This is a genomic window from Actimicrobium sp. CCI2.3, assembly GCF_035019065.1.
Lineage (GTDB): Bacteria > Pseudomonadota > Gammaproteobacteria > Burkholderiales > Burkholderiaceae_D > Actimicrobium.
Window position 1 is genome coordinate 55,543 of sequence record NZ_JASJWR010000011.1, and the last position, 21,873, is coordinate 77,415.

The 21,873-nt window shown below is 56.5% G+C and carries 29 protein-coding genes; 26 read left to right on the top strand and 3 right to left on the bottom strand.

Features of this window, described 5'->3' with window-relative positions; genetic code table 11:
* Positions 1 to 119 precede the first annotated feature (119 nt).
* The 24 genes from QN370_RS08180 to tatC all read left to right on the top strand — a co-directional run bounded on the left by QN370_RS08180 (position 120) and on the right by tatC (position 17,188).
* Positions 120 to 920 carry an ABC transporter ATP-binding protein gene (locus QN370_RS08180; RefSeq protein WP_322126099.1) on the top strand — a complete coding sequence of 267 codons (801 nt, stop codon included), beginning with the start codon at positions 120 to 122 and terminating at the stop codon, positions 918 to 920.
* On the top strand, positions 920 to 1,696 hold the full coding sequence (mlaE, locus tag QN370_RS08185; protein WP_416172127.1) for a lipid asymmetry maintenance ABC transporter permease subunit MlaE: 777 nt from the start codon (positions 920 to 922) through the stop codon (positions 1,694 to 1,696). The genes QN370_RS08180 and mlaE overlap by 1 nt, the downstream gene beginning before the upstream one ends.
* A 79-nt stretch (positions 1,697 to 1,775) precedes the next feature.
* On the top strand, positions 1,776 to 2,249 hold the full coding sequence (gene mlaD / locus QN370_RS08190) for an outer membrane lipid asymmetry maintenance protein MlaD (protein ID WP_322126101.1): 474 nt from the start codon (positions 1,776 to 1,778) through the stop codon (positions 2,247 to 2,249).
* Complete coding sequence (locus QN370_RS08195; protein WP_322126102.1) at positions 2,246 to 3,088, top strand: VacJ family lipoprotein; 843 nt, start codon at positions 2,246 to 2,248, stop codon at positions 3,086 to 3,088. Before mlaD ends, QN370_RS08195 begins: the two co-directional genes overlap by 4 nt.
* Before the next feature lie 43 nt (positions 3,089 to 3,131).
* Entirely contained in the window at positions 3,132 to 3,767 is a 636-nt protein-coding gene (locus QN370_RS08200) for an ABC transporter substrate-binding protein (RefSeq protein WP_322126103.1), read from the top strand.
* Between the two features lie 6 nt (positions 3,768 to 3,773).
* The gene (locus QN370_RS08205; protein WP_416172106.1) at positions 3,774 to 4,058 is read left to right on the top strand and encodes an STAS domain-containing protein; all 285 of its coding nucleotides are present in this window, start codon (positions 3,774 to 3,776) and stop codon (positions 4,056 to 4,058) included.
* Between the two features lie 146 nt (positions 4,059 to 4,204).
* Positions 4,205 to 5,116 carry an ABC transporter ATP-binding protein gene (locus tag QN370_RS08210; RefSeq protein ID WP_322126104.1) on the top strand — a complete coding sequence of 304 codons (912 nt, stop codon included), beginning with the start codon at positions 4,205 to 4,207 and terminating at the stop codon, positions 5,114 to 5,116.
* On the top strand, positions 5,113 to 5,868 hold the full coding sequence (locus QN370_RS08215) for an ABC transporter permease (protein ID WP_322126105.1): 756 nt from the start codon (positions 5,113 to 5,115) through the stop codon (positions 5,866 to 5,868). The genes QN370_RS08210 and QN370_RS08215 overlap by 4 nt, the downstream gene beginning before the upstream one ends.
* Before the next feature lie 24 nt (positions 5,869 to 5,892).
* Positions 5,893 to 6,135 carry a BolA family protein gene (locus QN370_RS08220; protein WP_322126106.1) on the top strand — a complete coding sequence of 81 codons (243 nt, stop codon included), beginning with the start codon at positions 5,893 to 5,895 and terminating at the stop codon, positions 6,133 to 6,135.
* Entirely contained in the window at positions 6,128 to 7,378 is a 1,251-nt protein-coding gene (murA, locus tag QN370_RS08225; protein WP_322126107.1) for a UDP-N-acetylglucosamine 1-carboxyvinyltransferase, read from the top strand. The genes QN370_RS08220 and murA overlap by 8 nt, the downstream gene beginning before the upstream one ends.
* Before the next feature lie 8 nt (positions 7,379 to 7,386).
* Positions 7,387 to 8,034 (top strand): ATP phosphoribosyltransferase, encoded by a 648-nt coding sequence (hisG, locus tag QN370_RS08230; RefSeq protein ID WP_322127188.1) that lies wholly within the window; start codon positions 7,387 to 7,389, stop codon positions 8,032 to 8,034.
* A gap of 70 nt (positions 8,035 to 8,104) precedes the next feature.
* The gene (gene hisD / locus QN370_RS08235; protein WP_322126108.1) at positions 8,105 to 9,418 is read left to right on the top strand and encodes a histidinol dehydrogenase; all 1,314 of its coding nucleotides are present in this window, start codon (positions 8,105 to 8,107) and stop codon (positions 9,416 to 9,418) included.
* Positions 9,419 to 10,210 (top strand): site-specific DNA-methyltransferase, encoded by a 792-nt coding sequence (locus QN370_RS08240; RefSeq protein ID WP_322126109.1) that lies wholly within the window; start codon positions 9,419 to 9,421, stop codon positions 10,208 to 10,210.
* A gap of 28 nt (positions 10,211 to 10,238) precedes the next feature.
* Positions 10,239 to 11,357 carry a histidinol-phosphate transaminase gene (gene hisC / locus QN370_RS08245; RefSeq protein WP_322126110.1) on the top strand — a complete coding sequence of 373 codons (1,119 nt, stop codon included), beginning with the start codon at positions 10,239 to 10,241 and terminating at the stop codon, positions 11,355 to 11,357.
* On the top strand, positions 11,341 to 11,949 hold the full coding sequence (hisB, locus tag QN370_RS08250; RefSeq protein ID WP_322126111.1) for an imidazoleglycerol-phosphate dehydratase HisB: 609 nt from the start codon (positions 11,341 to 11,343) through the stop codon (positions 11,947 to 11,949). Before hisC ends, hisB begins: the two co-directional genes overlap by 17 nt.
* 36 nt (positions 11,950 to 11,985) lie before the next feature.
* Positions 11,986 to 12,624: an imidazole glycerol phosphate synthase subunit HisH gene (gene hisH, locus QN370_RS08255; protein WP_322126112.1), complete on the top strand. Its 639-nt coding sequence runs from the start codon at positions 11,986 to 11,988 to the stop codon at positions 12,622 to 12,624.
* A gap of 55 nt (positions 12,625 to 12,679) precedes the next feature.
* The gene (gene hisA / locus QN370_RS08260; protein WP_322126113.1) at positions 12,680 to 13,474 is read left to right on the top strand and encodes a 1-(5-phosphoribosyl)-5-[(5-phosphoribosylamino)methylideneamino]imidazole-4-carboxamide isomerase; all 795 of its coding nucleotides are present in this window, start codon (positions 12,680 to 12,682) and stop codon (positions 13,472 to 13,474) included.
* Entirely contained in the window at positions 13,471 to 14,235 is a 765-nt protein-coding gene (hisF, locus tag QN370_RS08265) for an imidazole glycerol phosphate synthase subunit HisF (protein WP_322126114.1), read from the top strand. Before hisA ends, hisF begins: the two co-directional genes overlap by 4 nt.
* A complete protein-coding gene (hisI, locus tag QN370_RS08270; RefSeq protein ID WP_322126115.1) occupies positions 14,232 to 14,636 on the top strand; it encodes a phosphoribosyl-AMP cyclohydrolase in 405 nt (134 codons plus the stop codon). Before hisF ends, hisI begins: the two co-directional genes overlap by 4 nt.
* An 89-nt stretch (positions 14,637 to 14,725) precedes the next feature.
* On the top strand, positions 14,726 to 15,088 hold the full coding sequence (locus QN370_RS08275; RefSeq protein ID WP_322126116.1) for a phosphoribosyl-ATP diphosphatase: 363 nt from the start codon (positions 14,726 to 14,728) through the stop codon (positions 15,086 to 15,088).
* Between the two features lie 65 nt (positions 15,089 to 15,153).
* On the top strand, positions 15,154 to 15,519 hold the full coding sequence (locus QN370_RS08280) for a histidine triad nucleotide-binding protein (protein WP_322126117.1): 366 nt from the start codon (positions 15,154 to 15,156) through the stop codon (positions 15,517 to 15,519).
* Positions 15,520 to 15,583: 64 nt separating this feature from the next.
* On the top strand, positions 15,584 to 15,811 hold the full coding sequence (tatA, locus tag QN370_RS08285) for a Sec-independent protein translocase subunit TatA (protein ID WP_322126118.1): 228 nt from the start codon (positions 15,584 to 15,586) through the stop codon (positions 15,809 to 15,811).
* A gap of 53 nt (positions 15,812 to 15,864) precedes the next feature.
* The gene (tatB, locus tag QN370_RS08290) at positions 15,865 to 16,362 is read left to right on the top strand and encodes a Sec-independent protein translocase protein TatB (protein WP_322126119.1); all 498 of its coding nucleotides are present in this window, start codon (positions 15,865 to 15,867) and stop codon (positions 16,360 to 16,362) included.
* 61 nt (positions 16,363 to 16,423) lie between these two features.
* Positions 16,424 to 17,188 (top strand): twin-arginine translocase subunit TatC, encoded by a 765-nt coding sequence (tatC, locus tag QN370_RS08295; RefSeq protein ID WP_322126120.1) that lies wholly within the window; start codon positions 16,424 to 16,426, stop codon positions 17,186 to 17,188.
* Here tatC and QN370_RS08300 read toward each other — a convergent pair.
* From QN370_RS08300 to mscL, 3 genes are all read right to left on the bottom strand, one after another.
* Positions 17,185 to 17,853 carry a DUF2461 domain-containing protein gene (locus QN370_RS08300; protein ID WP_322126121.1) on the bottom strand — a complete coding sequence of 223 codons (669 nt, stop codon included), beginning with the start codon at positions 17,851 to 17,853 and terminating at the stop codon, positions 17,185 to 17,187. The two genes, tatC and QN370_RS08300, sit on opposite strands and share 4 nt — an antisense overlap.
* A 5-nt stretch (positions 17,854 to 17,858) precedes the next feature.
* Positions 17,859 to 19,040 (bottom strand): trypsin-like peptidase domain-containing protein, encoded by a 1,182-nt coding sequence (locus QN370_RS08305; RefSeq protein WP_322126122.1) that lies wholly within the window; start codon positions 19,038 to 19,040, stop codon positions 17,859 to 17,861.
* A gap of 66 nt (positions 19,041 to 19,106) precedes the next feature.
* Positions 19,107 to 19,526, bottom strand: coding sequence for a large conductance mechanosensitive channel protein MscL (gene mscL, locus QN370_RS08310; RefSeq protein ID WP_322126123.1), 420 nt, complete (start codon positions 19,524 to 19,526; stop codon positions 19,107 to 19,109).
* A gap of 313 nt (positions 19,527 to 19,839) precedes the next feature.
* Here mscL and petA point away from each other — a divergent pair, with 313 nt between their 5' ends.
* Positions 19,840 to 20,454 carry a ubiquinol-cytochrome c reductase iron-sulfur subunit gene (gene petA / locus QN370_RS08315; RefSeq protein ID WP_322126124.1) on the top strand — a complete coding sequence of 205 codons (615 nt, stop codon included), beginning with the start codon at positions 19,840 to 19,842 and terminating at the stop codon, positions 20,452 to 20,454.
* Positions 20,454 to 21,860 carry a cytochrome bc complex cytochrome b subunit gene (locus tag QN370_RS08320; RefSeq protein WP_322127189.1) on the top strand — a complete coding sequence of 469 codons (1,407 nt, stop codon included), beginning with the start codon at positions 20,454 to 20,456 and terminating at the stop codon, positions 21,858 to 21,860. Before petA ends, QN370_RS08320 begins: the two co-directional genes overlap by 1 nt.
* Positions 21,861 to 21,873 lie beyond the last annotated feature (13 nt).

Genomic DNA, 21,873 nt, shown 5'->3' on the forward strand with positions numbered 1-21,873 from the left:
AATTGGCAAGCAACGGAATGGCTTTTTTGACGTAGCCATTCCGTAGTTTGTTGTGCAGCGCACATAGCATCGTGCCGATCTGAATTACAATCACGCCTTTGCAATCATCTGGCCATGCCGTGCCCAATCTAGTTCAAATTCGCGATCTGCATTTTGCCTATGGAGAACGTCCGATTCTATCGGGTGTCCAGATGGATTTTCCACGTGGCAAGGTTATCGCTGTCATGGGCGGATCCGGCTCCGGAAAAACCACGGTATTGCGTTTGATTGGCGGCCAACTGGTGCCGCGTGCGGGTTCGGTGACCGTCAACGGTGCGGTGGTACACGATTTGCCCGGTCCTGCACTGATGGCGCTGCGTCGCAAAATGGGCATGCTGTTTCAACACGGCGCGCTGTTCACGGACCTGACTGTTTTTGAGAATGTCGCCTTCCCGCTGCGCGAGCACACCGATTTGCCGGAAACGCTGCTGCGGGACCTGGTGCTGCTGAAATTGCAGGCGGTGGGGTTGCGCAACGCGGCGCAACTCAAGCCATCCGAAGTCTCTGGCGGTATGGCCAGGCGCGTCGCGCTGGCCCGCGCCATTGCGCTGGACCCGGAATTGATCATGTACGACGAGCCGTTCGCGGGTCTCGATCCGATATCGATGGGCGTCACCGCCAATCTGATTCGTCAGCTCAATGACGTGCTCGGTTCGACCTCGATTCTGGTGTCGCATGATGTCAATGAATCCTTCCTGATTGCCGATTACGTTTATTTCCTCTCGGCGGGCAAGATCGTCGCCGAAGGAACGCCTGCGGAGATGCGCGAGTCGGATGACCCGTATGTCCGGCAGTTCGTTCATGCGCAAGCCGACGGTCCTGTGCCGTTTCATTATCCTGGCAAGTCGCTGGCAGCGGACCTCGGTCTGGAGGGCGCATGATGCTGGACTGGATCACGGCGCTGGGTGGTTGGGTCACCGGTTTCCTGCTGCAAATTGGCTATGCGGCACGCGCTTTCATGGCAATTCTGCGAGCTTCTGCGGGGCTCTGGCGCAGGCCACGACTGATCACCGACCAGATTCATTTCGTCGGTAATTATTCGCTGGTCATCATCGCCGTCTCCGGTTTGTTTGTCGGTTTTGTGCTCGGGCTGCAGGGCTATTACACGCTCAATCGCTACGGTTCCGAACAGGCGCTGGGTTTGCTGGTGGCCTTGTCGCTGGTGCGTGAACTCGGGCCAGTCGTGACCGCATTGCTGTTTGCCGGTCGGGCCGGTACCTCGTTGACGGCGGAAATTGGCCTGATGAAAGCCGGCGAGCAATTGTCGGCGATGGAGATGATGGCGGTCGATCCGATTCAGCGGGTACTGGCACCGCGTTTCTGGGCGGGCGTGATTGCGATGCCGGTGCTGGCGGCGATATTCAGTGCGGTCGGTATCATCGGCGGTTACGTGGTCGGTGTGAAGATGATTGGTATCGACGAAGGTGCGTTCTGGTCGCAGATGCAGGGTGGCGTGGATGTCTGGCAGGATATTGCCAATGGCGTGCTGAAGAGTTTCGTGTTCGGTATTGCTGTCACATTCATCGCGCTGTTTCAGGGCTATGAAGCGCAGCCGACACCCGAAGGGGTAGCGCGCGCCACCACGCGCACGGTGGTCATTGGTTCACTGACGGTGTTGTGGCTGGATTTCCTGATGACGGCTTTGATGTTCAACTGAGGGCTGGTCGATAAATGGACGCACAATTAAATCACGCGCAATGCAACGCGCAATTAATCACTAGTTAAGGTACAGGCTCATGCAACGAAAATCACTGGATCTATGGGTAGGCCTGTTTGTGCTGCTGGGTGCGGCAGCGTTGTTTTTTTTGGCGATGAAGGCTGGCAACCTGAGCTCGCTGTCGTTCGCACAAACGTATCCGGTCACGATGCGCTTCGATAATATCGGCGGGCTCAAGGCGCGTGCGCCTGTCAAGAGTGCCGGTGTGGTGGTGGGTCGTGTTGCCAATATTTCGTTTGACGATAATCGTTTCCAGGCATCGGTCAGTATTGACATGGAAGCACGGTACAAATTTCCAAAAGATAGCTCGGCAAAAATCCTGACTTCGGGTTTGCTGGGAGAGCAGTACATAGGCCTTGAACCAGGCGGCGATACGAATGTGCTCGCTGCCGGTGACAACATAAAAATGACACAATCGGCCCTGGTTCTCGAGAATCTGATCACTCAGTTCTTGTTCAGCAAGGCAGCCGACGGAAAGGATCAAACCAAATGAACCCTGTTGTAAAACGCGTCTCGATGCTGGTGCTGGCTGTTGCCATGTCCGGTTGTGCCACCTCCCGAAATCCTCAGGATCCGTTTGAGGGTTACAACCGTGCCATGTTCAGCTTCAACGACGGCCTGGACCGTGTGGCGATCAAGCCGGCTGCTACTGCATACAGGAATGTATTGCCACAGTTCGTGCAGACTGGCGTGGGCAATTTTTTCGGTAACCTCGGCGATGTCTGGACCGCAGTCAATAATTTGTTGCAGGGAAAAGTAGAAGATGGCCTGAACGATTTCATGCGTGTCGCCGTCAACAGCACGCTCGGATTGGGTGGCCTGCTCGACATCAGTTCGGAAGCCGGCTTGCAAAAGCATCGTGAAGATTTTGGTCAGACCCTTGGTCGCTGGGGCGTATCGTCGGGACCGTACGTTGTTCTGCCGTTGTTCGGCTCGTCGACGTTGCGTGACACGGCAGCGACGCCGCTCGACATCGTTGGTGATCCGTGGACCTACAAGGATCCGGTCAATGTGCGCAACATGGGAACAGCGGTGCGATTGGTCGACTTGCGCGCCAGTGTGCTCGATGCCTCCAGCCTGATCGAAGATGCCGCACTGGATCGTTATGAATTCGTTCGTGATGCCTATATGCAGCGTCGTCAGAGCCGGGTGTATGACGGCGATGTACCCAAAGGCAAGGGGCGCAAGTCGAGCGTCGACGATTCGTACTTGAACGAGCGCTCGGCGACCTCATCTGAAGCTGATGGTGTGACGGTACCTGTTACCGCACTACCACAAGCGCCGGTGTCAGCGGAGGCACCGTCCGTACGTTTGGCTGACAAGACCGAGTAAGCCCGGACTTGAGTTCAGGCCCCAGTTATAGAAATGGAAAACCATGAAAAATTTTAAACAGTTGTTTGCTGCAGTCGTCACACTCGGTGTGTTGTCATTTTCCGGCCATGTCGTTGCCGCCGAAGTCGAGGCACCGGAAGCGCTGGTCAAGCGCATCAGTCAGGAAGTACTTGATATTGCCAAGGCTGACAAGGCGATTCAAAATGGCAGCCAGCAGCGCGTGCTGCAAGTCGTCGAAGAAAAAATCCTGCCGTCTGTCGATTTCAAGAAGATGACTGCACTGGCAGCAGGGCGCTTCTGGCGCAACGCCACACCCGAACAGCAACAGGCGCTGACGACACAATTCCGTAGCTTGCTGGTCTACACCTATTCGGGTGCCATCTCGCAAGTGCGCGACCAGAAAGTCGAGTTCCTGCCGATGCGTTCGATGCCCGCTGATGTCGACGTCGAGGTGCGTTCGCGGGTGTTGCAATCACGTGGAGAGCCGCTTCAACTCAACTACCGGCTCGAAAAAACGGAGGCTGGCTGGCGCATCTATGACGTCAATGTGCTGGGTGCCTGGCTGGTTGAAACGTACAAAAGTACGTTTGCAGCCGAGATTAGCCGTGGCGGTGTCGATGGCCTGATCAAGGCGCTGACCGACAAGAACAAGTCGCTCGCCGCCAAGTCGTCAAGCTGATTGTCCATGATGTTTGCCCCTGCCCAATCGATGACCTTTGACACCGCGAAAGGTGTCCTTGACACCGGCTTGCGTGCGATCGCGACTGGGCAGCAGGTCATCGATCTGGCGCAAGTCGGTCGCGTCGATTCAAGTGCCGTGGCGGTCCTGTTGGGCTGGCAACGCGCGGCACATGAGCGTTCTGCGCTGCTGCACTTTACCAATCCGCCTGCCAGTCTGACCAGCCTAGCGACCTTGTACGGTGTCGCCGAGCTGTTGCAAGTCCCCCGCGCTGACTTGCCACATCACTGATTTCACGGTTCGGCAGGTAAATTCCGTGATCGGAAATCCCCTATAATCGAAGGCGTTCTTCCAGCATCGGACGACCCCGAATTTCTGTATTTTGCTCACTTCCGGATGACATCCGGATTACTTCCAAGAATTGCGCAACCGCCCCCATGGCCGCCATCCAGATTACCAATGTAGAAAAAAGCTTTCAGTCGCTGCGTGCGCTCGACCGCGTATCGCTGTCGATCGAGCAGGGTGAATTCTTTGGCCTGCTCGGCCCGAACGGTGCCGGCAAGACCACACTGATCTCGATCATCGCCGGTCTGAGCCGGCCTGATTCCGGTACCGTCACGGTCGAAGGCCATGATGTGGTGACCGATTACCGGGCGGCACGCGCGCGCCTTGGTGTGGTGCCGCAGGAATTGGTATTCGATCCATTCTTTTCAGTGCGCGAAACCTTGCGCATGCAGTCCGGCTATTTCGGTCTGAAGAACAATGACAAGTGGATCGACGAAATCATGCATCACCTCGATCTGACCAACAAAGCCGATACCAACATGCGTGCGCTGTCGGGTGGCATGAAGCGTCGTGTGCTGGTCGCGCAGGCGCTGGTGCACAAGCCGCCTGTGATCGTGCTCGACGAACCGACCGCCGGCGTCGATGTCGAACTGCGCCAGACCTTGTGGAAGTTTGTTGCCCGCCTAAACCGCGAAGGGCACACCGTCGTGCTGACCACGCACTATCTCGAGGAAGCACAGGCACTGTGCAATCGGGTGGCGATGCTCAAGGCCGGCAAGGTGGTTGCGCTGGATTCGACGGCCAATCTGATCAAGCGCATCTCCGGTTCACAACTAGTGGTGCGTCTGGCCAGCGGCCTGCTGCCGGACAGTCTCAAGCCACTGGTCACCAATCCGGAGCAGCTCCGCTCAGGCAATCAGTTCACGTTACGCGTGACCGGCTACAACGATGTCGAACCGATCCTGGCACGCTTGCGTGAAGGCGGGGTCGTCATCGAAGACATGCAGCTCAAGCAAGCCGACCTCGAAGACGTATTTTTGCAAATTATGGACGGTGACCAATGATCGGTTTTCAGACCCTGTTCTACAAGGAAGTACTGCGCTTCTGGAAGGTCGCGACGCAAACGCTGACCGCGCCTATTGTCACTGCCATGCTGTACCTGGTGATTTTTGGCCACGTGCTGGAAGGCCGGGTCGAAGTTTATCCGGGTGTGGGCTACACCGCGTTCCTGATCCCCGGTCTGGTGATGATGAGCATTCTGCAAAATGCGTTCGCCAATACCTCGTCATCGCTGATCCAGTCAAAGATCACCGGCAATCTGGTGTTCGTGATGTTGCCGCCGCTGTCGCACTGGGAGTTGTTCAATGCCTATGTGCTGGCGTCCGTGGTACGCGGTTTCGGCGTCGGTGCCGGTGTCTTCGTGGTCACTGCATGGTTTGCGAAACTGTCGTTCGTGGCACCGTGGTGGATCCTGATTTTCGCCTTGCTGGGTGCGTTCATGCTGGGCACGATGGGCTTGATCGCCGGTATCTGGGCAGAAAAATTTGACCAGCTGGCAGCCTTCCAGAATTTTGTCATCATGCCGGCTACCTTCTTGTCCGGCGTGTTTTACTCGATTCATTCGTTACCGCCGATGTGGCAGACAGTCTCGCATTTCAACCCGTTTTTCTACATGATTGACGGTTTCCGGTTCGGCTTTTTCGGCCAGTCCGACGTCAATCCCCTACTGAGTCTGTCGATTGTCGGTGCCTTCACGCTGTTGCTGGCCGTGATTGCCGTCGGTATGCTCAAGAGCGGTTACAAGCTTCGTCACTGAACACGTTTTTTTAAAGATATCACCATGTTTCCTACTCCAGAACTCGTCAAGAGTTATATCGCTGCCGGCCTCGCTTGCAGTCACGTTGAAGTCGAAGGCGATGGCCAGCATTTCAAGGCCGTCATCGTGTCCGAGGCGTTTGCCGGCAAGCGTCTGATCCAGCGCCATCAGATTGTCTATGCCGCGCTCGGCGACCGCATGCGTGAAGAAATCCACGCATTGTCGATGAAGACCCTGACGCCCGAGGAGTTCGCCACGAATGGATAAACTTCTCATCACGGGCGGGCAGCGGCTGTCCGGCGAGATCCACATTTCGGGTGCCAAGAATGCTGCGCTGCCTATCCTGTGTGCCGGGTTGCTGACAGCAGACAGCGTGCACTTGTCGAACGTGCCGCAACTGCAGGATGTCACGACCATGCTCAAGCTGCTGCGGCAGATGGGCTTGCGTGCCGAGCAGGAAGGCAGCCAGGTCATGCTCAATGGTGCCGCCATCGACAAGCTCGAAGCGCCGTATGACATGGTGAAAACCATGCGCGCTTCGATCCTTGTCCTCGGTCCGTTGCTGGCCCGTTTCGGTGAAGCCAAGGTCTCGCTGCCAGGCGGATGCGCAATTGGTTCGCGACCGGTCGACCAGCACATCAAGGGTTTGCAAGCGATGGGTGCCGAGATCACGATCGAAGCCGGCTACATCCATGCCCGCGCCAAAAAGCTCAAGGGCACGCGCATCGTCACCGACATGATCACCGTCACCGGCACCGAAAATCTGCTGATGGCCGCCACGCTGGCTGAAGGAGAAACCATCCTCGAAAATGCCGCCCGCGAACCGGAAGTCGCCGACCTTGCGCACTTGCTGGTGGCGATGGGCGCGAAGATCGACGGCATTGGCACCGATCGCCTCGTCATCCAGGGCGTCGCCAGCTTGCATGGTGCCGAGCATACCGTCATTGCCGACCGCATCGAGACCGGCACGTTCCTGTGCGCGGTGGCGGCGACTGGTGGCGACGTGATCCTGAAAAATACCCGCAGTGACATCCTCGATGTGGCGCTCGACAAGTTGCGCGAAGCCGGCGTGATCCTGACGTCTGGCCCCGACTGGATTCGCGTTCAGATGGCGGCACGGCCGAAAGCGATCAGCTTTCGCACGACCGAATATCCGGGCTTTCCGACGGACATGCAGGCGCAGTTCATGGCGCTCAACTGTATTGCGGAAGGCACCAGTCACGTCACCGAAACCATCTTTGAGAACCGCTTCATGCACGTTCAGGAAATGAACCGGCTCGGCGCAGCGATTGATATCGAAGGCAACATCGCCATCATCAAGGGCGTCGATAAATTTGTTGGCGCACCGGTCATGGCGACCGATCTGCGTGCGTCGGCGTCGCTGGTCATTGCCGGTCTTGCCGCGCAGGGCCAGACCCTGATCGAACGGATTTATCACCTGGACCGCGGTTACGACCGCATGGAAGTCAAATTGTCGGCAGTCGGCGCACAGATCGAGCGAGTCAAATGAATATCCCCATCGAACAGCAACTGACCCTGGCCTTGTCAAAAGGGCGCATCTTCGATGAAACGATCCCGTTGCTCGAAGCGGCCGGCATCATGGTGACCGAAGACCCGGAAACATCGCGCAAGCTGATCCTGGCGACCAATAATCCGTATGTGCGCGTCATCATCGTGCGCGCGTCGGACGTGCCGACCTACGTGCAATATGGCGCTGCCGATTTCGGCGTGGCCGGCAAGGATGTCTTGCAGGAACATGGCGGCGAAGGCCTGTATCAGCCGATCGATCTCAATATTGCCAATTGCCGGATGTCGGTTGCGGTGCAGGACGGGTTCGACTACGCGACCGCCGTGCGCCACGGTGCGCGCCTGCGCGTCGCCACCAAATACGTGCAGACAGCGCGCGAGCATTTCGCCTCGAAGGGCGTGCACGTCGACCTGATCAAGCTGTACGGTTCGATGGAGCTGGCACCGCTGGTGGGGTTGTCGGACGCCATCGTCGACATGGTCAGCACCGGCAATACGCTGCGCGCCAATAATCTCGTCGAAGTCGAACACATCATGGAAATCTCGGCGCGGCTGGTGGTCAACCAGGCCGCATTGAAACTCAAGCGCGAGCGTTTGCAACCGATCCTTGAAGCCTTTGAAAAAGCTTCCCGGATTTAACTCGGCGCCCGCTTGAGACAGGTACACAACAGGTACGCAACACGTAAGAACAGGCACAAACAGGCAAACCATGACAATCCAGATCCGCAAACTTGATTCCACCGAACCCGATTTTCTGGCTCGGCTCGACGCCGTGCTGGCATTCGATGCCAGTGACGATGCCGCCATCGACCACGCGGCCGCGACCATCCTGGCCAAAGTCAAACGGCGAGGCGATGACGCCGTGCTGGAGTTCACCCATCAATTCGATCAGGTGGACGCTGACAGCGTCGGTGCGCTCGAAATCCCGCAAGCCCAATTGCACGCCGCGCTGAACAATCTGTCGCCAGTGCGACGCGACGCATTGCAGCAGGCCGCCGACCGCGTGCGCAGTTATCACGAACGTCAGAAAGCCGAATGCGGCTCTGCCGGCTTCACGTACACCGAGGCCGATGGCACCGTGCTGGGCCAGAAAGTCACACCGCTCGACCGCGTCGGTATCTACGTCCCGGGTGGCAAGGCGGCCTATCCGTCATCGGTCCTGATGAACGCGATCCCGGCCAAGGTGGCTGGTGTGGCCGAAGTCATCATGGTCGTGCCGACACCGGCGGGCGTCAAGAACCAGCTGGTGCTGGCCGCTGCGGCGATTGCCGGTGTCGATCGCGTCTTCACGATCGGCGGTGCGCAAGCAGTCGGTGCGCTGGCTTATGGCACCGCGACTATCCCGCAAGTCGACAAGATCGTCGGTCCCGGCAATGCCTATGTGGCTGCGGCCAAGCGCCGCGTGTTTGGCATCGTCGGCATCGACATGATTGCCGGCCCGTCCGAGATCCTCGTGATTTGCGACGGCAGCACCGATCCCGACTGGATCGCGATGGACCTGTTCTCGCAAGCCGAACATGACGAACTGGCGCAATCGATTTTGCTGTGTCCGGATGCGGCCTATCTGCTGGCGGTTGAAGCCAGCATCAACCGGCTCATCGAAGAGATGCCGCGCAAGGCAACCATCGCCACGTCGCTGACGAACCGCGGCGCGCTGATCAAGGTGCGTAGCATGGAAGAAGCCTGCGAGATCGCCAACCGGATCGCAGCCGAGCATCTGGAGATTTCTGCTGCCGAACCACAGCACTGGGCAGATCAGATTCGTCATGCGGGCGCGATGTTTCTTGGCCGTTTTTCTTCCGAAGCGCTGGGCGATTATTGCGCCGGTCCGAATCATGTGCTGCCGACCTCGCGCACGGCACGGTTCTCGTCGCCGCTCGGTGTGTATGACTTCCAGAAGCGCTCGTCGATCATTCACGTCAGTGCCGCCGGTGCCATCACGCTGGGCAAGATCGCCGCCGAGCTGGCCTATGGCGAAGGCTTGCAGGCGCATGCCCGCTCGGCAGAAATGCGCTTGCGATAAATGCCGGACCGTGGCGTGGCTGACTGGCACAATCAGGTCTTCTGTGAAGACGCGCTGGCGGGATTGGCACGGATTCCTGATGGCGCGATCGACCTGATTCTGGCCGATCCGCCTTACGGGCTGGGCAAGGATTACGGCAACGATTCTGACAAGCTGGCCACGGCCGAGTATCTGGCGTGGATGCAATGCTGGATCGATGCCGCTCTGCCCAAGCTCAAGCCCAACGGCAGCCTGTACATTTTTTTGACCTGGCGCTATTCGCCGGAAATTTTCGTGCTGCTGAAACAGCGCATGACGATGGTCAATGAAATTGTCTGGGACAGACGGGTGCCGTCAATGGGCGGTACCGTTCGCAAGTATTCATCGGTGCACGACACGATCGGCTTCTTCGCCAACAGCAAGGATTACTACTTCGACCTCGATGCGATCCGGATTCCGTACGACGCCGTGACCAAAAAAGCCCGGTCACGTTCGATCTTCGTCGGTGCGAAATGGCTGGAGCTCGGCTACAACCCGAAGGATGTCTGGAGCGTCTCGCGCTTGCACCGCGAACACCGCGAACGCGCCGATCATCCGACCCAGAAGCCGCTCGAAATTGTCGAGCGCATGGTCAAGGCATCGTGTCCTCCGGGGGGCATTGTGCTCGATCCGTTCATGGGCAGCGGTACCACGGCGGCCGCGGCCAAACGCTGTGGTCGCCAGTTTGTCGGCTTTGAACTCAATGCCGATTATTGCGCGATGATTGCGCAGCGGCTGGCACAACTCGACACGGACGCGCAAGACGCGGCCTGATTTTTACCTTGCTTACGGATATCCCATCATGTCGTTAATCGAAAACATCATCCGCCCCGAAGTGCGTGCGCTGTCGGCCTATCACGTGCAGGATGCGGAAGGCTTCCTGAAACTCGATGCGATGGAAAATCCGTACCAGCTGTCAGCCGAGCTGCGCGCAGAACTCGGAGCGCGACTGGCTGATGTTGCAATGAACCGCTATCCGGTGCCCAGCTACACCAGGCTCAAGGCCGGACTGTGCGAACGCTTCGGCGTGCCGGCCGGTTTCGATGTGGTGCTCGGCAATGGATCGGATGAACTGATCGCGATGGTCTCGGTCGCCTGTGCGCGGCCCGGTGCGAAAGTGCTGGCACCGCTGCCTGGCTTCGTGATGTATGCGATGTCGGCGCGCTTTGCCGGAATGGAATTTGTCGGCGTGCCACTGCAAGCCGACCTCACGCTGGACTTGCCGGCGATGCTCGCGGCGATCGCGCAGCACCGGCCCGCGATCACATATCTGGCCTATCCGAACAATCCGACCGGCACGCTATTCGACAGCGCTGACATCGTCACCATCCTGCATGCGGTGGGCGACAGCGGTGTGGTCATCGTCGATGAAGCCTATCAGCCATTCGCGCCGACGAGCTTCATGCCGCGTCTGGCCGAGTTCGATAATCTGATTGTCATGCGCACCGTCTCGAAGCTCGGACTCGCTGGCATTCGCCTTGGCTACATGTCCGGTAGCGCGGCGTTGCTGGCAGAATTCGACAAGGTGCGTCCGCCTTACAACATCAACGTGCTGACGCAAGCTGCAGCGGAATTCGTACTCGAACATACCGACATGCTGGACGCGCAGGCGGCGATTTTGCGCGAGCAACGCAGTGTACTCAGTGCTGCGCTGGCCGCGTTGCCAGGCGTCGAAGTCTTTCCGTCAGCAGCGAATTTCCTGCTGATCCGGATTCGTGGCTGTGGCAAAACCGGCGATGACGTTTTTGCCGATCTGCTGGCGCGCAAAGTACTGATTAAAAATGTGGGTAAAATGCATTCTCTGCTGGAAGATTGTCTGCGGATTACCGTCAGCACACCGGAAGAAAACGCCGCATTTCTCGCTGCATTTACCGCATCCCTTTCATCATCATCTGGACCGAATAATGTCAACCGCACCTGAAATCCAGCGCATCGCCGCTGTCACCCGCAACACCAACGAGACCAAGATCCGCGTCACGATCAACCTCGATGGCACCGGGCGTCAAAACCTGAAATCGGGCGTGCCGTTTCTCGATCACATGATGGATCAGATCGCTCGCCACGGCCTGTTTGATCTTGATGTCGAATGCGACGGTGACCTGCATATTGATGCGCATCATACTGTCGAAGATATCGGCATCACGATCGGCCAGGCGTTTGCGCTGGCCATTGGCGACAAGAAGGGCGTGCGGCGTTACGGTCATGCTTATGTGCCGCTCGACGAAGCCTTGTCGCGCGTGGTGATCGATTGCTCTGGCCGACCGGGCCTCGAATTCAATGTGCCGTTCACCCGTTCGATGATTGGCGCGTTCGATGTCGACCTCGTTCATGAATTTTTCCAGGGTTTCGTCAACCACGCACTGGTCACGCTGCACATCGATAACCTGCGCGGTGACAATGCCCATCATCAATGCGAGACCGTGTTCAAGGCGTTTGGTCGCGCATTGCGCATGGCAGCCGAACGGGATCCGCGCTCGGCCGGTACGATTCCGTCGACCAAAGGCTCGCTGTAATTCGTCCGTTTTTTTATTGATGTCAGACCTTCAAGCATGAACAAAATTGTAGTAGTCGATTACGGCATGGGGAATTTGCGCTCGGTAGCGCAAGCCTTGCGCCAGGTGGCACCGGATGCCGATGTGCGCATTTCAGGTGACGTGCAGGACATCGTTACGGCAGACCGGCTGGTCTTGCCGGGGCAGGGCGCTATACCGGATTGCATGCGCAGCCTGCGCGAATCCGGCCTGCAGGATGCGCTGCTTGAGGCAGTGCGCAGCAAGCCACTGCTCGGGGTCTGTGTCGGAGAGCAATTGCTGTTCGACTGGAGCGAAGAAGGGGATACGCCAGGTCTTGGCCTGCTGCCCGGAAAAGTTGTCAAGTTTCAGCTGGATGGCCAGTTGCAGGAAGACGGCTCGCGTTTCAAAGTGCCGCAGATGGGATGGAACCGAGTACGTCAAACGGCGATTCATCCTCTTTGGGAGGGGATTCCCGACCAGAGTTATTTTTACTTCGTTCACAGTTATTACGCTCAACCTGCCGATGCGTCCCATGTCGCTGGTGAAAGCTTGTACGGAGCACCTTTTGCCTGCGCGGTTGCGCGTGATAATATTTTCGCCACCCAGTTCCACCCCGAGAAAAGTGCGTCGGCCGGTTTGCAGCTCTACAAGAATTTTGTGCACTGGAATCCCTGAGCGCGGTCGACCCGATCGCTTGTCATTTACATTTTTATTTACTTAATCAACAGCCATGTTGCTCATTCCCGCTATCGATCTCAAAGACGGTCATTGTGTTCGCCTTAAACAAGGTGACATGGATCAGGCCACCGTATTTTCCGAAGACCCGGGCGCGATGGCGCGTCACTGGCTTGAGCAGGGCGCGCGTCGCCTGCATCTGGTCGACCTTAATGGTGCGTTCGCCGGCAAGCCAAAAAATGAAAGCGCCGTCAAGGCCATCGTCAAGGCAGTACGCGAGTTTGCCGAAGCCAACGGCATCGATGAAATCCCGATCCAGCTCGGCGGCGGTATCCGCGACCTCGATACCATCGAACGCTATCTTGATGATGGCTTGAGTTACATCATCATCGGAACTGCTGCAGTCAAGAGTCCGGGCTTTCTTCAGGATGCCTGCAGCGCCTTTCCGGGCCAGATCATCGTCGGCCTGGATGCCCGTGACGGCAAGGTCGCCACCGATGGCTGGAGCAAACTGACCGGCCACGAAGTCATCGACCTGGCCCGAAAGTTTGAAGACTACGGTTGTGAAGCCATCGTCTATACCGACATCGGCCGCGATGGCATGATGGGCGGCATCAACATGGAAGCCACCGTCAAGCTGGCGCAAAGCATGACGATCCCGGTCATCGCATCCGGTGGCGTGCATAACGTCAAGGATGTCGAGGCGCTGTGTGCAGTGCAGTTTGAAGGCATCGAAGGCGTTATTTGCGGACGGTCGATTTATGAAGGCACGCTGGATTTGCGCTCGGCACAAGAGCGTGCCGATACGCTCACTGCCGATCTGGATCAAACCATCCCCGATACCCCATGACACTGGCAAAACGGATCATTCCCTGTCTCGATGTGACGGCAGGTCGGGTCGTCAAGGGTATCAACTTTCTTGAGCTGCGCGACGCCGGTGACCCGGTAGAAATCGCCCGCCGCTATGACGAGCAAGGTGCCGACGAGATCACTTTTCTGGATATCACGGCCACCTCGGACGGACGCGACCTGATTTTGCACATCATCGAAGCCGTTGCCTCCACCGTCTTCATTCCGTTGACGGTCGGTGGCGGTGTGCGCGTGGTTGAAGACGTGCGACGCTTGCTCAATGCCGGTGCCGACAAGGTCAGCATTAATTCGTCAGCGATCAGCAATCCGCAACTGGTCTTTGACGCAGCGCAAAAACACGGATCGCAATGCATCGTCGTGGCAATTGACGCGAAGCGTTCCGGCGAGGGCAAGTGGGAAGTCTTTACCCATGGCGGGCGCAAGGCGACCGGACTGGACGTGATCGAATGGGCGAAAAAAATGGCCGCGTTCGGCGCCGGCGAATTGCTGCTGACCAGCATGGATCGCGACGGTACGCGCAGCGGCTTTGATCTGGCGTTAACCGCGGCGGTATCCGATGCGGTTAGTATTCCGGTCATTGCCTCTGGTGGTGTCGGTGGTTTGCAGGACCTTGCCGATGGTGTTCGGATCGGCAAAGCCGATGCCGTGTTGGCAGCAAGTATTTTTCATTACGGCCACCACACGATTGCCGAAGCCAAGCAGTTCATGGCGGCCCAACAGATAGCGGTGAGATTGACATGAGTATCAAGGTGAAGTGGCTCAACAAGGTCAAGTGGGACGAATACGGTCTGGTTCCGGTGATCGCTCAGGAGCTGGGCTCCAATGATGTCCTGATGTTCGCCTGGATGAATCGCGATGCGCTTGAGCGTACGGTCGAACTCGGCGAAGCGGTGTACTGGAGTCGATCGCGCAAGAAGTTGTGGCACAAGGGCGAAGAGTCCGGGCACACGCAAAAGGTGCACGATATTCGCCTCGATTGTGATGAGGATGTCGTTCTGCTGAAAGTGGAACAAACTGGCAATATCGCTTGTCATACGGGCCGGCACTCGTGTTTCTTTCAGAAGTTTGAAGGGTCGGTCGGCGATGGCGAATGGGTCAGCGTTGACCCGGTGCTAGTGGACCCCGCCAGTATCTACAAATAACCGGTGGCGCAGCCTGACTGCGCTGTTATCCCTCTCTTTCATACAAGGCACAGGTTGCGATGGTTCCCCGACTATCGCAACAAGATCTCATGAGCACTACATTGCAAAGACTGGCTACCGTCATTGAAAGCCGCAAACTGGCTAATGGTGGCGACCCGGCAAACTCGTACGTGTCCCGTTTGTTTTCAAAAGGCGACGACGCGATCCTGAAAAAAATCGGCGAAGAAGCGACCGAGACCGTGATGGCAGCCAAGGACGCACGGGTGGATGGCGACACCAGCAAGGTGATTTATGAATGCGCGGACCTGTGGTTCCATTCGCTGATCATGCTGGCGCAGTTCAACCTGACGCCTCAGCAAGTGCTCGATGAACTGGCGCGTCGCGAAGGCTTGTCCGGGATCGAGGAAAAAGCCAACCGCAAATTGATCGAGCGCGAGATAAATGGCGACTAGTCTGCCATTGAGCGGGACATCGTCGTACTGGTCAGTAACTATCCATTCCTTTTCGGAGCAACCGCATGAGTGCCTGTCTTTTCTGTAAGATCGCCGCGAAACAGATTCCGTCCACCGCGATTTACGAGGACGACGACGTGGTGGCTTTCCTCGATATCCATCCAGCGGCACCGGTCCATTTTCTGATCGTACCGAAGGAACATATTGCTACCCTCGCCGATTGCACCGAACATCATGCCTTCTTGCTTGGCAAGATGATGCTGCTTGCGCCCAGGCTGGCTGCAGAGCAGGGCTGCAATTATGTGGTCGATGCTCAAGGCGTTGCCAGCGGCGGTTTCAAGACTCTTTTTAACACCGGCCCGGATGGCGGTCAGGAGGTGTACCATTTGCACCTTCATGTGATTGGTGGTCCGCATCCTTGGCGCGGGTAGTCGCCAGTCCTAATCCAACCATTCAATCATCGTAGTACGTTTGCATACGCAAGGAGTAATTGTCATGGGTTCATTCAGTATCTGGCATTGGTTAATCGTTCTGGTTATCGTGATGCTGGTTTTTGGCACCAAGAAAATTGGCAGCATGGGCTCCGACCTTGGCAAGGCCGTCAAGGGTTTCAAGGACGGCGTCAAGGGCGACGAAGAAACCGAGGCTGGCAAGACAACCACCGCCAAGTCGGACGACAAGGCCACCATTGACGTTGATGCGAAAGAGAAGACGAAGAGCTAATGCGGTCCTGGCTGGATATTCCAGTCCGTCCGGTTCACTCTGACTCCCCCCACATGATAGATCTCGGTCTCACCAAGATTGCCTTGATAGGCGTTGTCGCCCTGGTCGTGATCGGCCCGGAAAAGCTGCCGCGTGTCGCCCGCATGGCCGGTACTTTGTACGGCCGCGCGCAGCGCTATATTTTGCAAGTCAAAACCGAAGTCAGTCGTGAGATTGAGCTCGACGAACTGCGCAAGATGCACAAAGATGTGCAGGAAGCCGCCAGTGACGTCGGTCAAAGTATCTCGAAGAGCATGAACGAGGTCGAGAGTTCGATGCAATCGGCCTGGTCCGGCAATGCCTACGAAGAAAACGCCTTGAGCGATACGCCGACACCTGATCAGGTAGCCGTGAAAGCAAAGCTTTTCCGCAAGAAAAAACTGGCACGCAATTCGGCTCTGCCAAGCTGGTACAAGCATCAGAATGGCCATAAGTCACACGTCATTTCCGGTGCGGCACGGGTTGCCAGATACCGACCGTCCGGTTCATCAGGAAACGGTTTTTTCCTGTGATGACCGTCCTGCGCTGCCGTGATTATCCCTTTTTGAAATTCCCTGTTTCCGGCACCTCATCATGAAACCAGACATTCTGTCGGAGGGGGTGCAAGACACCTTCATTTCGCATCTGATCGAACTGCGCAATCGCATCCTCAAGGCCTCGATTGCCGTGGTCGTCGTGTTCTTGTGCCTCATGCCGTGGGCTGGCCAAATCTACGATTTGCTGGCCTATCCGATGATGGTGGCATTGCCGGAAGGCAGTCACATGATCGCCACCGGTGTCATTACGCCGTTCCTGATCCCTGTCAAGGTGACCTTGCTGGTGGCGTTCATGATTGCGTTGCCGTGGGTGCTTTATCAGCTATGGGCTTTTGTTGCTCCCGGCCTGTATTCCCACGAGAAAAAACTGATCGCCCCGCTAGTCGTGTCGTCTTCTGTGCTGTTCGTGACTGGCGTGGCATTCTGCTATTTTTTGGTGTTCAGTGTCGTATTTAAATTCGTCAACAACTTTGCGCCGAAGTCGATTTCCGTCGCGCCGGATATCGATGCCTATTTCGGTTTTGTGATGACGATGTTCATCGCATTCGGATTGACGTTTGAAGTGCCGATCGTTGTGATCGTGCTGGTGCGAATGGGCATTGTCTCGGTCGAGAAGTTACGCGAGGTTCGTCCGTACGTGATCGTCGGAGCCTTCGTGCTTGCGGCTGTCGTGACACCGCCGGATATCATGAGTCAGCTCTTGCTGGCGGTGCCGCTGTGTGTTCTGTATGAAGTGGGTTTGCTGGTCGCACCAATGTTTACCCGTATGACCAAGGCTCCCGAGGACGTACCGGAAGCCTAAGCCTGACGCAGCCACTCAATCAGTGGCTGCACATCACTGAAGGCGCTGGCAATGTCGTTCTCCAGCGTCATCGGTGTGGTGTCCTTCAGGCTGGTCGCGCTCCAGGCTATGAAATTCTTCAGCTTGATCGTTTCGATTTGTGGCTCGTCCGCATCAAAGCCTTTGGGTGGGCGTGTCAGCTTGCCCTCTTGCTGCAATCCGCCGTAGCGTGCATCGAAACTCTTTTTCTTCAATACCTTTGCAAGACCACCCGGATCGGCGATCACATGCTGTCGAATCCGTCGCAAACGATCGGCTGGTGGCATGTACTCGCCGCCGGCCACGAGCAAGTTGCCTGCTGCGTCAATCTGGAAATAGTACGACGGCCCGCCACCCTCGCTAGGCTTCTTCATTCCATTTGGAATGATGGCGGCTGAAAACGTTGTCTTGTAGGGAATCTTGACGTGCGAGAAGCGCATGTCGCGATTAATGCGGAAGAGCGCTTTTTTGGGATTGCAATCCGCTACCAGCGGATCAAAGCGCGCCATCGTCGCAATCAGTCCTGTGACCAGTTCAAGAAATTCGGCGCGCAGGATGTCATAGCGCGGTTTGTTCATGACGAACCAGGCACGGTTGTTATTCTCGGAAAGCTCGGCAAGAAATTGCGTCAGGTCGCGCAGATGCATTCGGCTTACTCGCTGTCTATCGGTCGTTGTTGCTGCTTTGGTCGCTTGCCGATGGTGACATCCAGCGTGGTCTCTTGAAGTTTTCGTTGTACCGTCATCTTCGCCTTCTTGCCGGGGGTGAGTTGCGCGATCAGATTGAGCATTTCGGTGGTGTCGGTGACGGGCTTGCCCTCGACTGCCAGGAGAATATCGCCAGGTCGCATGCCCGCCCGGTCGGCTGGTCCATTGCGTTGAACCCCTGCAATGATGGCTCCGGATTTGCGGTTAAGCCCAAAGCTCTCGGCCAGTTCCAGCGTTATGTCCTGTGGCTCGACACCTATCCAGCCTCGCACGACCGAGCCGGTATTGATGATCGACTCCATCACCATTTTGGCGGTACTCACCGGAATGGCAAAACCGATGCCAAGCGAGCCACCGCTGCGCGAATAAATGGCGGTATTGATGCCGAGCAGATTGCCATTCGTATCGATCAATGCGCCCCCTGAATTGCCAGGATTGATGGCTGCATCGGTCTGGATGAAATTTTCAAACGTGTTGATGTTCAGGTGATTGCGGCCGAGCGCCGAAATAATGCCCATCGTTACTGTCTGGCCGACACCGAACGGGTTGCCTATGGCAAGCACCACATCACCGACCATCGATTGTTCGATGTGGCCGAGCGTGATTGCCGGCAGGTTTTGTAGTGCGACCTTGACAACGGCAAGGTCGGTTTCAGGGTCTGCGCCGACCACTTTGGCGACGGCTTTGCGTCCGTCGGCAAAGGCAACTTCAATTTCATCTGCCGCTTCAACGACATGATTGTTGGTCAGGATATAGCCTTGCGAGCTGATGACGACACCCGAGCCAAGGCTCACCTGTTTTTCATCGAGCTCCGGCCGCTCGCCAAAAAATTTCTTGAAGAACGGATCGTCAAGCATCGGATTGCGAGCCTGTCTTGCGCCTTTGGTCGTATAAATGTTGACAACGGAGGGCATGGCCAGGCGCGCGGCATCACGATACGAGCCTTGTGTCGCAGGTAGTGTATTGGCGGGTGCCACCTGCACCGCGACGGTGGACGATCCCAGTCGCTCTTGATGCGAAGTGCCTGGCAGGTTATTGAGCCAGTCGGGTTTGAGGACCGCGACGATAAACCAGAGAGCAAGTGCCACGGTAGCGGTTTGAGCAAACAGAAGCCAGAGACGTCGCATAAATAGTGATAATTGGTAATTGAAAAATTAGTGTGAATCGAAGCAATCAAGTGAAACTTGCGTTGGTCATTTGCGTAATGCGTCGCGGATTTCTCGCAGCAAGAGGACGTCTTCCGGTGTCACTGATCGTGCTGGCGCGGGCTCAGGTTGCTTGTGCCTGGCTGCATTAACTAGTCGGACCATCTGGAAAATAATAAACGCCAGAATCACGAAATTAATCAGCACGGTCAGAAAACTCCCGTAGGCGAGTACGGCACCTGCTTTTTTAGCTTCGATCAATGATAACTGCATTCCCTGACCATTCAATGGCACGTAATAGTTGGAAAAATCAAGGCCGCCAAAAATGGTGCTGACGACTGGCATGATCACGTCTTGGACGATGGAATCAACAATCTTGCCGAATGCAGCGCCAATAATGACACCGACGGCGAGGTCCATGACGTTACCCTTGACGGCGAAAGTTTTAAATTCCTGCAGCATCCCCATGTGCTCCCCGATCGGATTGTTACCAAGTTTTCGATTGTACCGGTGCCGCCTGGTCTGCGCTATGCGGGCATTGCATGGCGGGCGTGTGATGGATTAAACCCACGTTATCGACCCTCTTTGAACCCTCTTTGGTGCCCAGTTGTTTGTCGTGAAAACTAAAAATCAAGTCGCCATTCAAAATGTTCCATTGAAAAACTTCATTAAAATACTGTCAGGAATACGTAAACGCTTTAAAAGGCGTGTCGCCTCCGATATAATCCGCGACTGCTAGCAGTTTCGAACGGAATTCGCATTTTGACTGATTGGGGTTGGTATGAGTAACGAAAAACAGGTCGATTCCGGTCGACGTGGTTTGCTCGTCGCGACGTGCGCGGCAGGCGGGGTAGCAGGGTTGGCAACAGCGGGAGCGCTTGTGTCTACTTTCGCACCGTCCGAGCGGGCAAAAGCCGCCGGGGCATCGGTGGAAGTCGATATTGCAGGCCTTGCGCCTGGCGAAATGAGGACCGTGGAGTGGCGCGGCAAGCCTGTATGGATTCTCAAGCGCACGCCCGAGATGATGGCCTCGCTGAAAGACACGAAAACCGATGCAGAGTTGGCCGATCCAAATTCCGAGCGCAACAAGGATGAGCTGACGCCGGAATACGCGCGCAATGAATTCCGTTCGATCAAACCGGAAATCCTGGTCGCTGTCGGAATTTGCTCGCATCTGGGATGTTCGCCAGGCACCAAGTTCCAGACAGGACCACAGCCATCGTTGCCGGACGACTGGCACGGCGGATTCCTCTGCCCATGCCACGGTTCGACATTCGACCTCGCCGGTCGCGTCTACAAGAACAAACCCGCGCCTGACAATCTTCAGGTGCCACGTCACATGTTTCTTGGCGACGGCAAGATAGTCATTGGCAAAGACGAGAAAGGCGAGGCGTAATCATGGCGTTTCACGAAAAAAAACTGCCGGCCAACGCGCCGATGGCAGACAAGGCCCTGAATTGGGTCGATTCGCGCTTCCCGTTGACCAAACTCTGGAACGATCAATGGGGCCAGTACTACGCTCCTAAAAACTTCAACTGGTTCTACATCTTCGGCTCGCTGGCGATGCTGGTGCTGGTGATGCAGATCGTGACTGGTATCTTTCTGGTCATGCACTACAAGCCGGACGCCACGCTGGCATTCGCTTCTGTCGAATACATCATGCGTGACGTGCCGTGGGGCTGGCTGGTGCGCTACATGCACTCGACCGGAGCGTCGGCGTTTTTCATCATTATTTATCTGCACATGACCCGTGCGCTGCTATACGGTTCGTACCGCAAGCCGCGTGAGCTGATCTGGCTGTTTGGCGTCGCGATCTTTCTGTGCCTGATGGGTGAAGCGTTCTTTGGCTACTTGCTGCCATGGGGCCAGATGTCCTACTGGGGCGCTCAGGTAATCGTCAACCTGTTCGGTGCGATCCCCTTCATTGGTCCTGACTTGTCGCTGTGGATTCGTGGCGACTACGTTGTGTCCGATGCGACCTTGAACCGGTTCTTTGCTTTCCACGTGATTGCTATTCCGCTTGTACTGCTGGGCCTGGTAGTGTCTCACCTGATCGCGCTGCATGAAGTCGGCTCGAACAATCCTGACGGTATCGACGTCAAGGACACATTGGGTCCTGACGGCCATCCGCTGGACGCGATTCCATCGCATCCTTACTACTCGGTTCATGACTTGTACGGTGTGACGATCTTTCTGACGATTTTCAGTGCAGTGATTTTCTTTGCCCCAGAAATGGGTGGCTACTTTCTCGAGTACAACAACTTCCTGCCTGCTGATTCGCTGAAGACGCCTCCGCACATTGCGCCGGTGTGGTACTTCACGCCGTTCTACTCTGTGCTGCGGGCAACGACGTCGCAATTCCTGTACGCAATGATGGTGGCCGTAGCAGCCTACGTCGCGCTACTGATCCTGAAGTCGCGCCTGTCCGGTTTGGCCAAGATGGCATCGGCGGTTATCGGACTGGTGGCGATTGCTTCGATGTTCGTGCTTGACGCGAAGTTTTTTGGTGTGGTGCTGATGGGTGCTTCGGTATTGATTCTGGCCGGCATGCCATGGCTGGATCATTCCGAAGTCAGGTCTATCCGTTATCGCCCAACCTGGCACAAGTACGTCTATGTCGTCTTCGGTATTTCATTCCTGGTTCTCGGCTATTTGGGTGTATTGCCTCCGACTGATGGTCGTACGCTGGTCTCGCAGATCTGCACATTCATTTACTTTGGCTTCTTCCTTCTGATGCCTTGGTGGAGTGCAGCCGGAAAATTCAAGCCCGTGCCGAAACGTGTCACGTTTCATCCGCATTAATTCGCCAAGGGAT

Excerpts from the sequence above, each read along its gene's own strand:
- QN370_RS08215 (WP_322126105.1), top strand. The coding sequence starts at position 5,113 with ATGATCGGTTTTCAGACCCTGTTCTACAAGGAAGTACTGCGCTTCTGG.
- tatA (WP_322126118.1), top strand. The coding sequence starts at position 15,584 with ATGGGTTCATTCAGTATCTGGCATTGGTTAATCGTTCTGGTTATCGTG.
- QN370_RS08280 (WP_322126117.1), top strand. The coding sequence starts at position 15,154 with ATGAGTGCCTGTCTTTTCTGTAAGATCGCCGCGAAACAGATTCCGTCC.
- hisI (WP_322126115.1), top strand. The coding sequence starts at position 14,232 with ATGAGTATCAAGGTGAAGTGGCTCAACAAGGTCAAGTGGGACGAATAC.
- QN370_RS08210 (WP_322126104.1), top strand. The coding sequence starts at position 4,205 with ATGGCCGCCATCCAGATTACCAATGTAGAAAAAAGCTTTCAGTCGCTG.
- mlaE (WP_416172127.1), top strand. The coding sequence starts at position 920 with ATGCTGGACTGGATCACGGCGCTGGGTGGTTGGGTCACCGGTTTCCTG.
- QN370_RS08205 (WP_416172106.1), top strand. The coding sequence starts at position 3,774 with ATGATGTTTGCCCCTGCCCAATCGATGACCTTTGACACCGCGAAAGGT.
- QN370_RS08300 (WP_322126121.1), bottom strand. The coding sequence starts at position 17,853 with ATGCATCTGCGCGACCTGACGCAATTTCTTGCCGAGCTTTCCGAGAAT.
- QN370_RS08220 (WP_322126106.1), top strand. The coding sequence starts at position 5,893 with ATGTTTCCTACTCCAGAACTCGTCAAGAGTTATATCGCTGCCGGCCTC.
- mlaD (WP_322126101.1), top strand. The coding sequence starts at position 1,776 with ATGCAACGAAAATCACTGGATCTATGGGTAGGCCTGTTTGTGCTGCTG.
- QN370_RS08305 (WP_322126122.1), bottom strand. The coding sequence starts at position 19,040 with ATGCGACGTCTCTGGCTTCTGTTTGCTCAAACCGCTACCGTGGCACTT.
- QN370_RS08240 (WP_322126109.1), top strand. The coding sequence starts at position 9,419 with ATGCCGGACCGTGGCGTGGCTGACTGGCACAATCAGGTCTTCTGTGAA.
- mscL (WP_322126123.1), bottom strand. The coding sequence starts at position 19,526 with ATGGGGATGCTGCAGGAATTTAAAACTTTCGCCGTCAAGGGTAACGTC.
- tatC (WP_322126120.1), top strand. The coding sequence starts at position 16,424 with ATGAAACCAGACATTCTGTCGGAGGGGGTGCAAGACACCTTCATTTCG.
- petA (WP_322126124.1), top strand. The coding sequence starts at position 19,840 with ATGAGTAACGAAAAACAGGTCGATTCCGGTCGACGTGGTTTGCTCGTC.
- hisC (WP_322126110.1), top strand. The coding sequence starts at position 10,239 with ATGTCGTTAATCGAAAACATCATCCGCCCCGAAGTGCGTGCGCTGTCG.
- QN370_RS08275 (WP_322126116.1), top strand. The coding sequence starts at position 14,726 with ATGAGCACTACATTGCAAAGACTGGCTACCGTCATTGAAAGCCGCAAA.
- hisH (WP_322126112.1), top strand. The coding sequence starts at position 11,986 with ATGAACAAAATTGTAGTAGTCGATTACGGCATGGGGAATTTGCGCTCG.
- QN370_RS08195 (WP_322126102.1), top strand. The coding sequence starts at position 2,246 with ATGAACCCTGTTGTAAAACGCGTCTCGATGCTGGTGCTGGCTGTTGCC.
- hisD (WP_322126108.1), top strand. The coding sequence starts at position 8,105 with ATGACAATCCAGATCCGCAAACTTGATTCCACCGAACCCGATTTTCTG.
- QN370_RS08200 (WP_322126103.1), top strand. The coding sequence starts at position 3,132 with ATGAAAAATTTTAAACAGTTGTTTGCTGCAGTCGTCACACTCGGTGTG.
- hisA (WP_322126113.1), top strand. The coding sequence starts at position 12,680 with ATGTTGCTCATTCCCGCTATCGATCTCAAAGACGGTCATTGTGTTCGC.
- tatB (WP_322126119.1), top strand. The coding sequence starts at position 15,865 with ATGATAGATCTCGGTCTCACCAAGATTGCCTTGATAGGCGTTGTCGCC.
- hisF (WP_322126114.1), top strand. The coding sequence starts at position 13,471 with ATGACACTGGCAAAACGGATCATTCCCTGTCTCGATGTGACGGCAGGT.
- hisB (WP_322126111.1), top strand. The coding sequence starts at position 11,341 with ATGTCAACCGCACCTGAAATCCAGCGCATCGCCGCTGTCACCCGCAAC.
- murA (WP_322126107.1), top strand. The coding sequence starts at position 6,128 with ATGGATAAACTTCTCATCACGGGCGGGCAGCGGCTGTCCGGCGAGATC.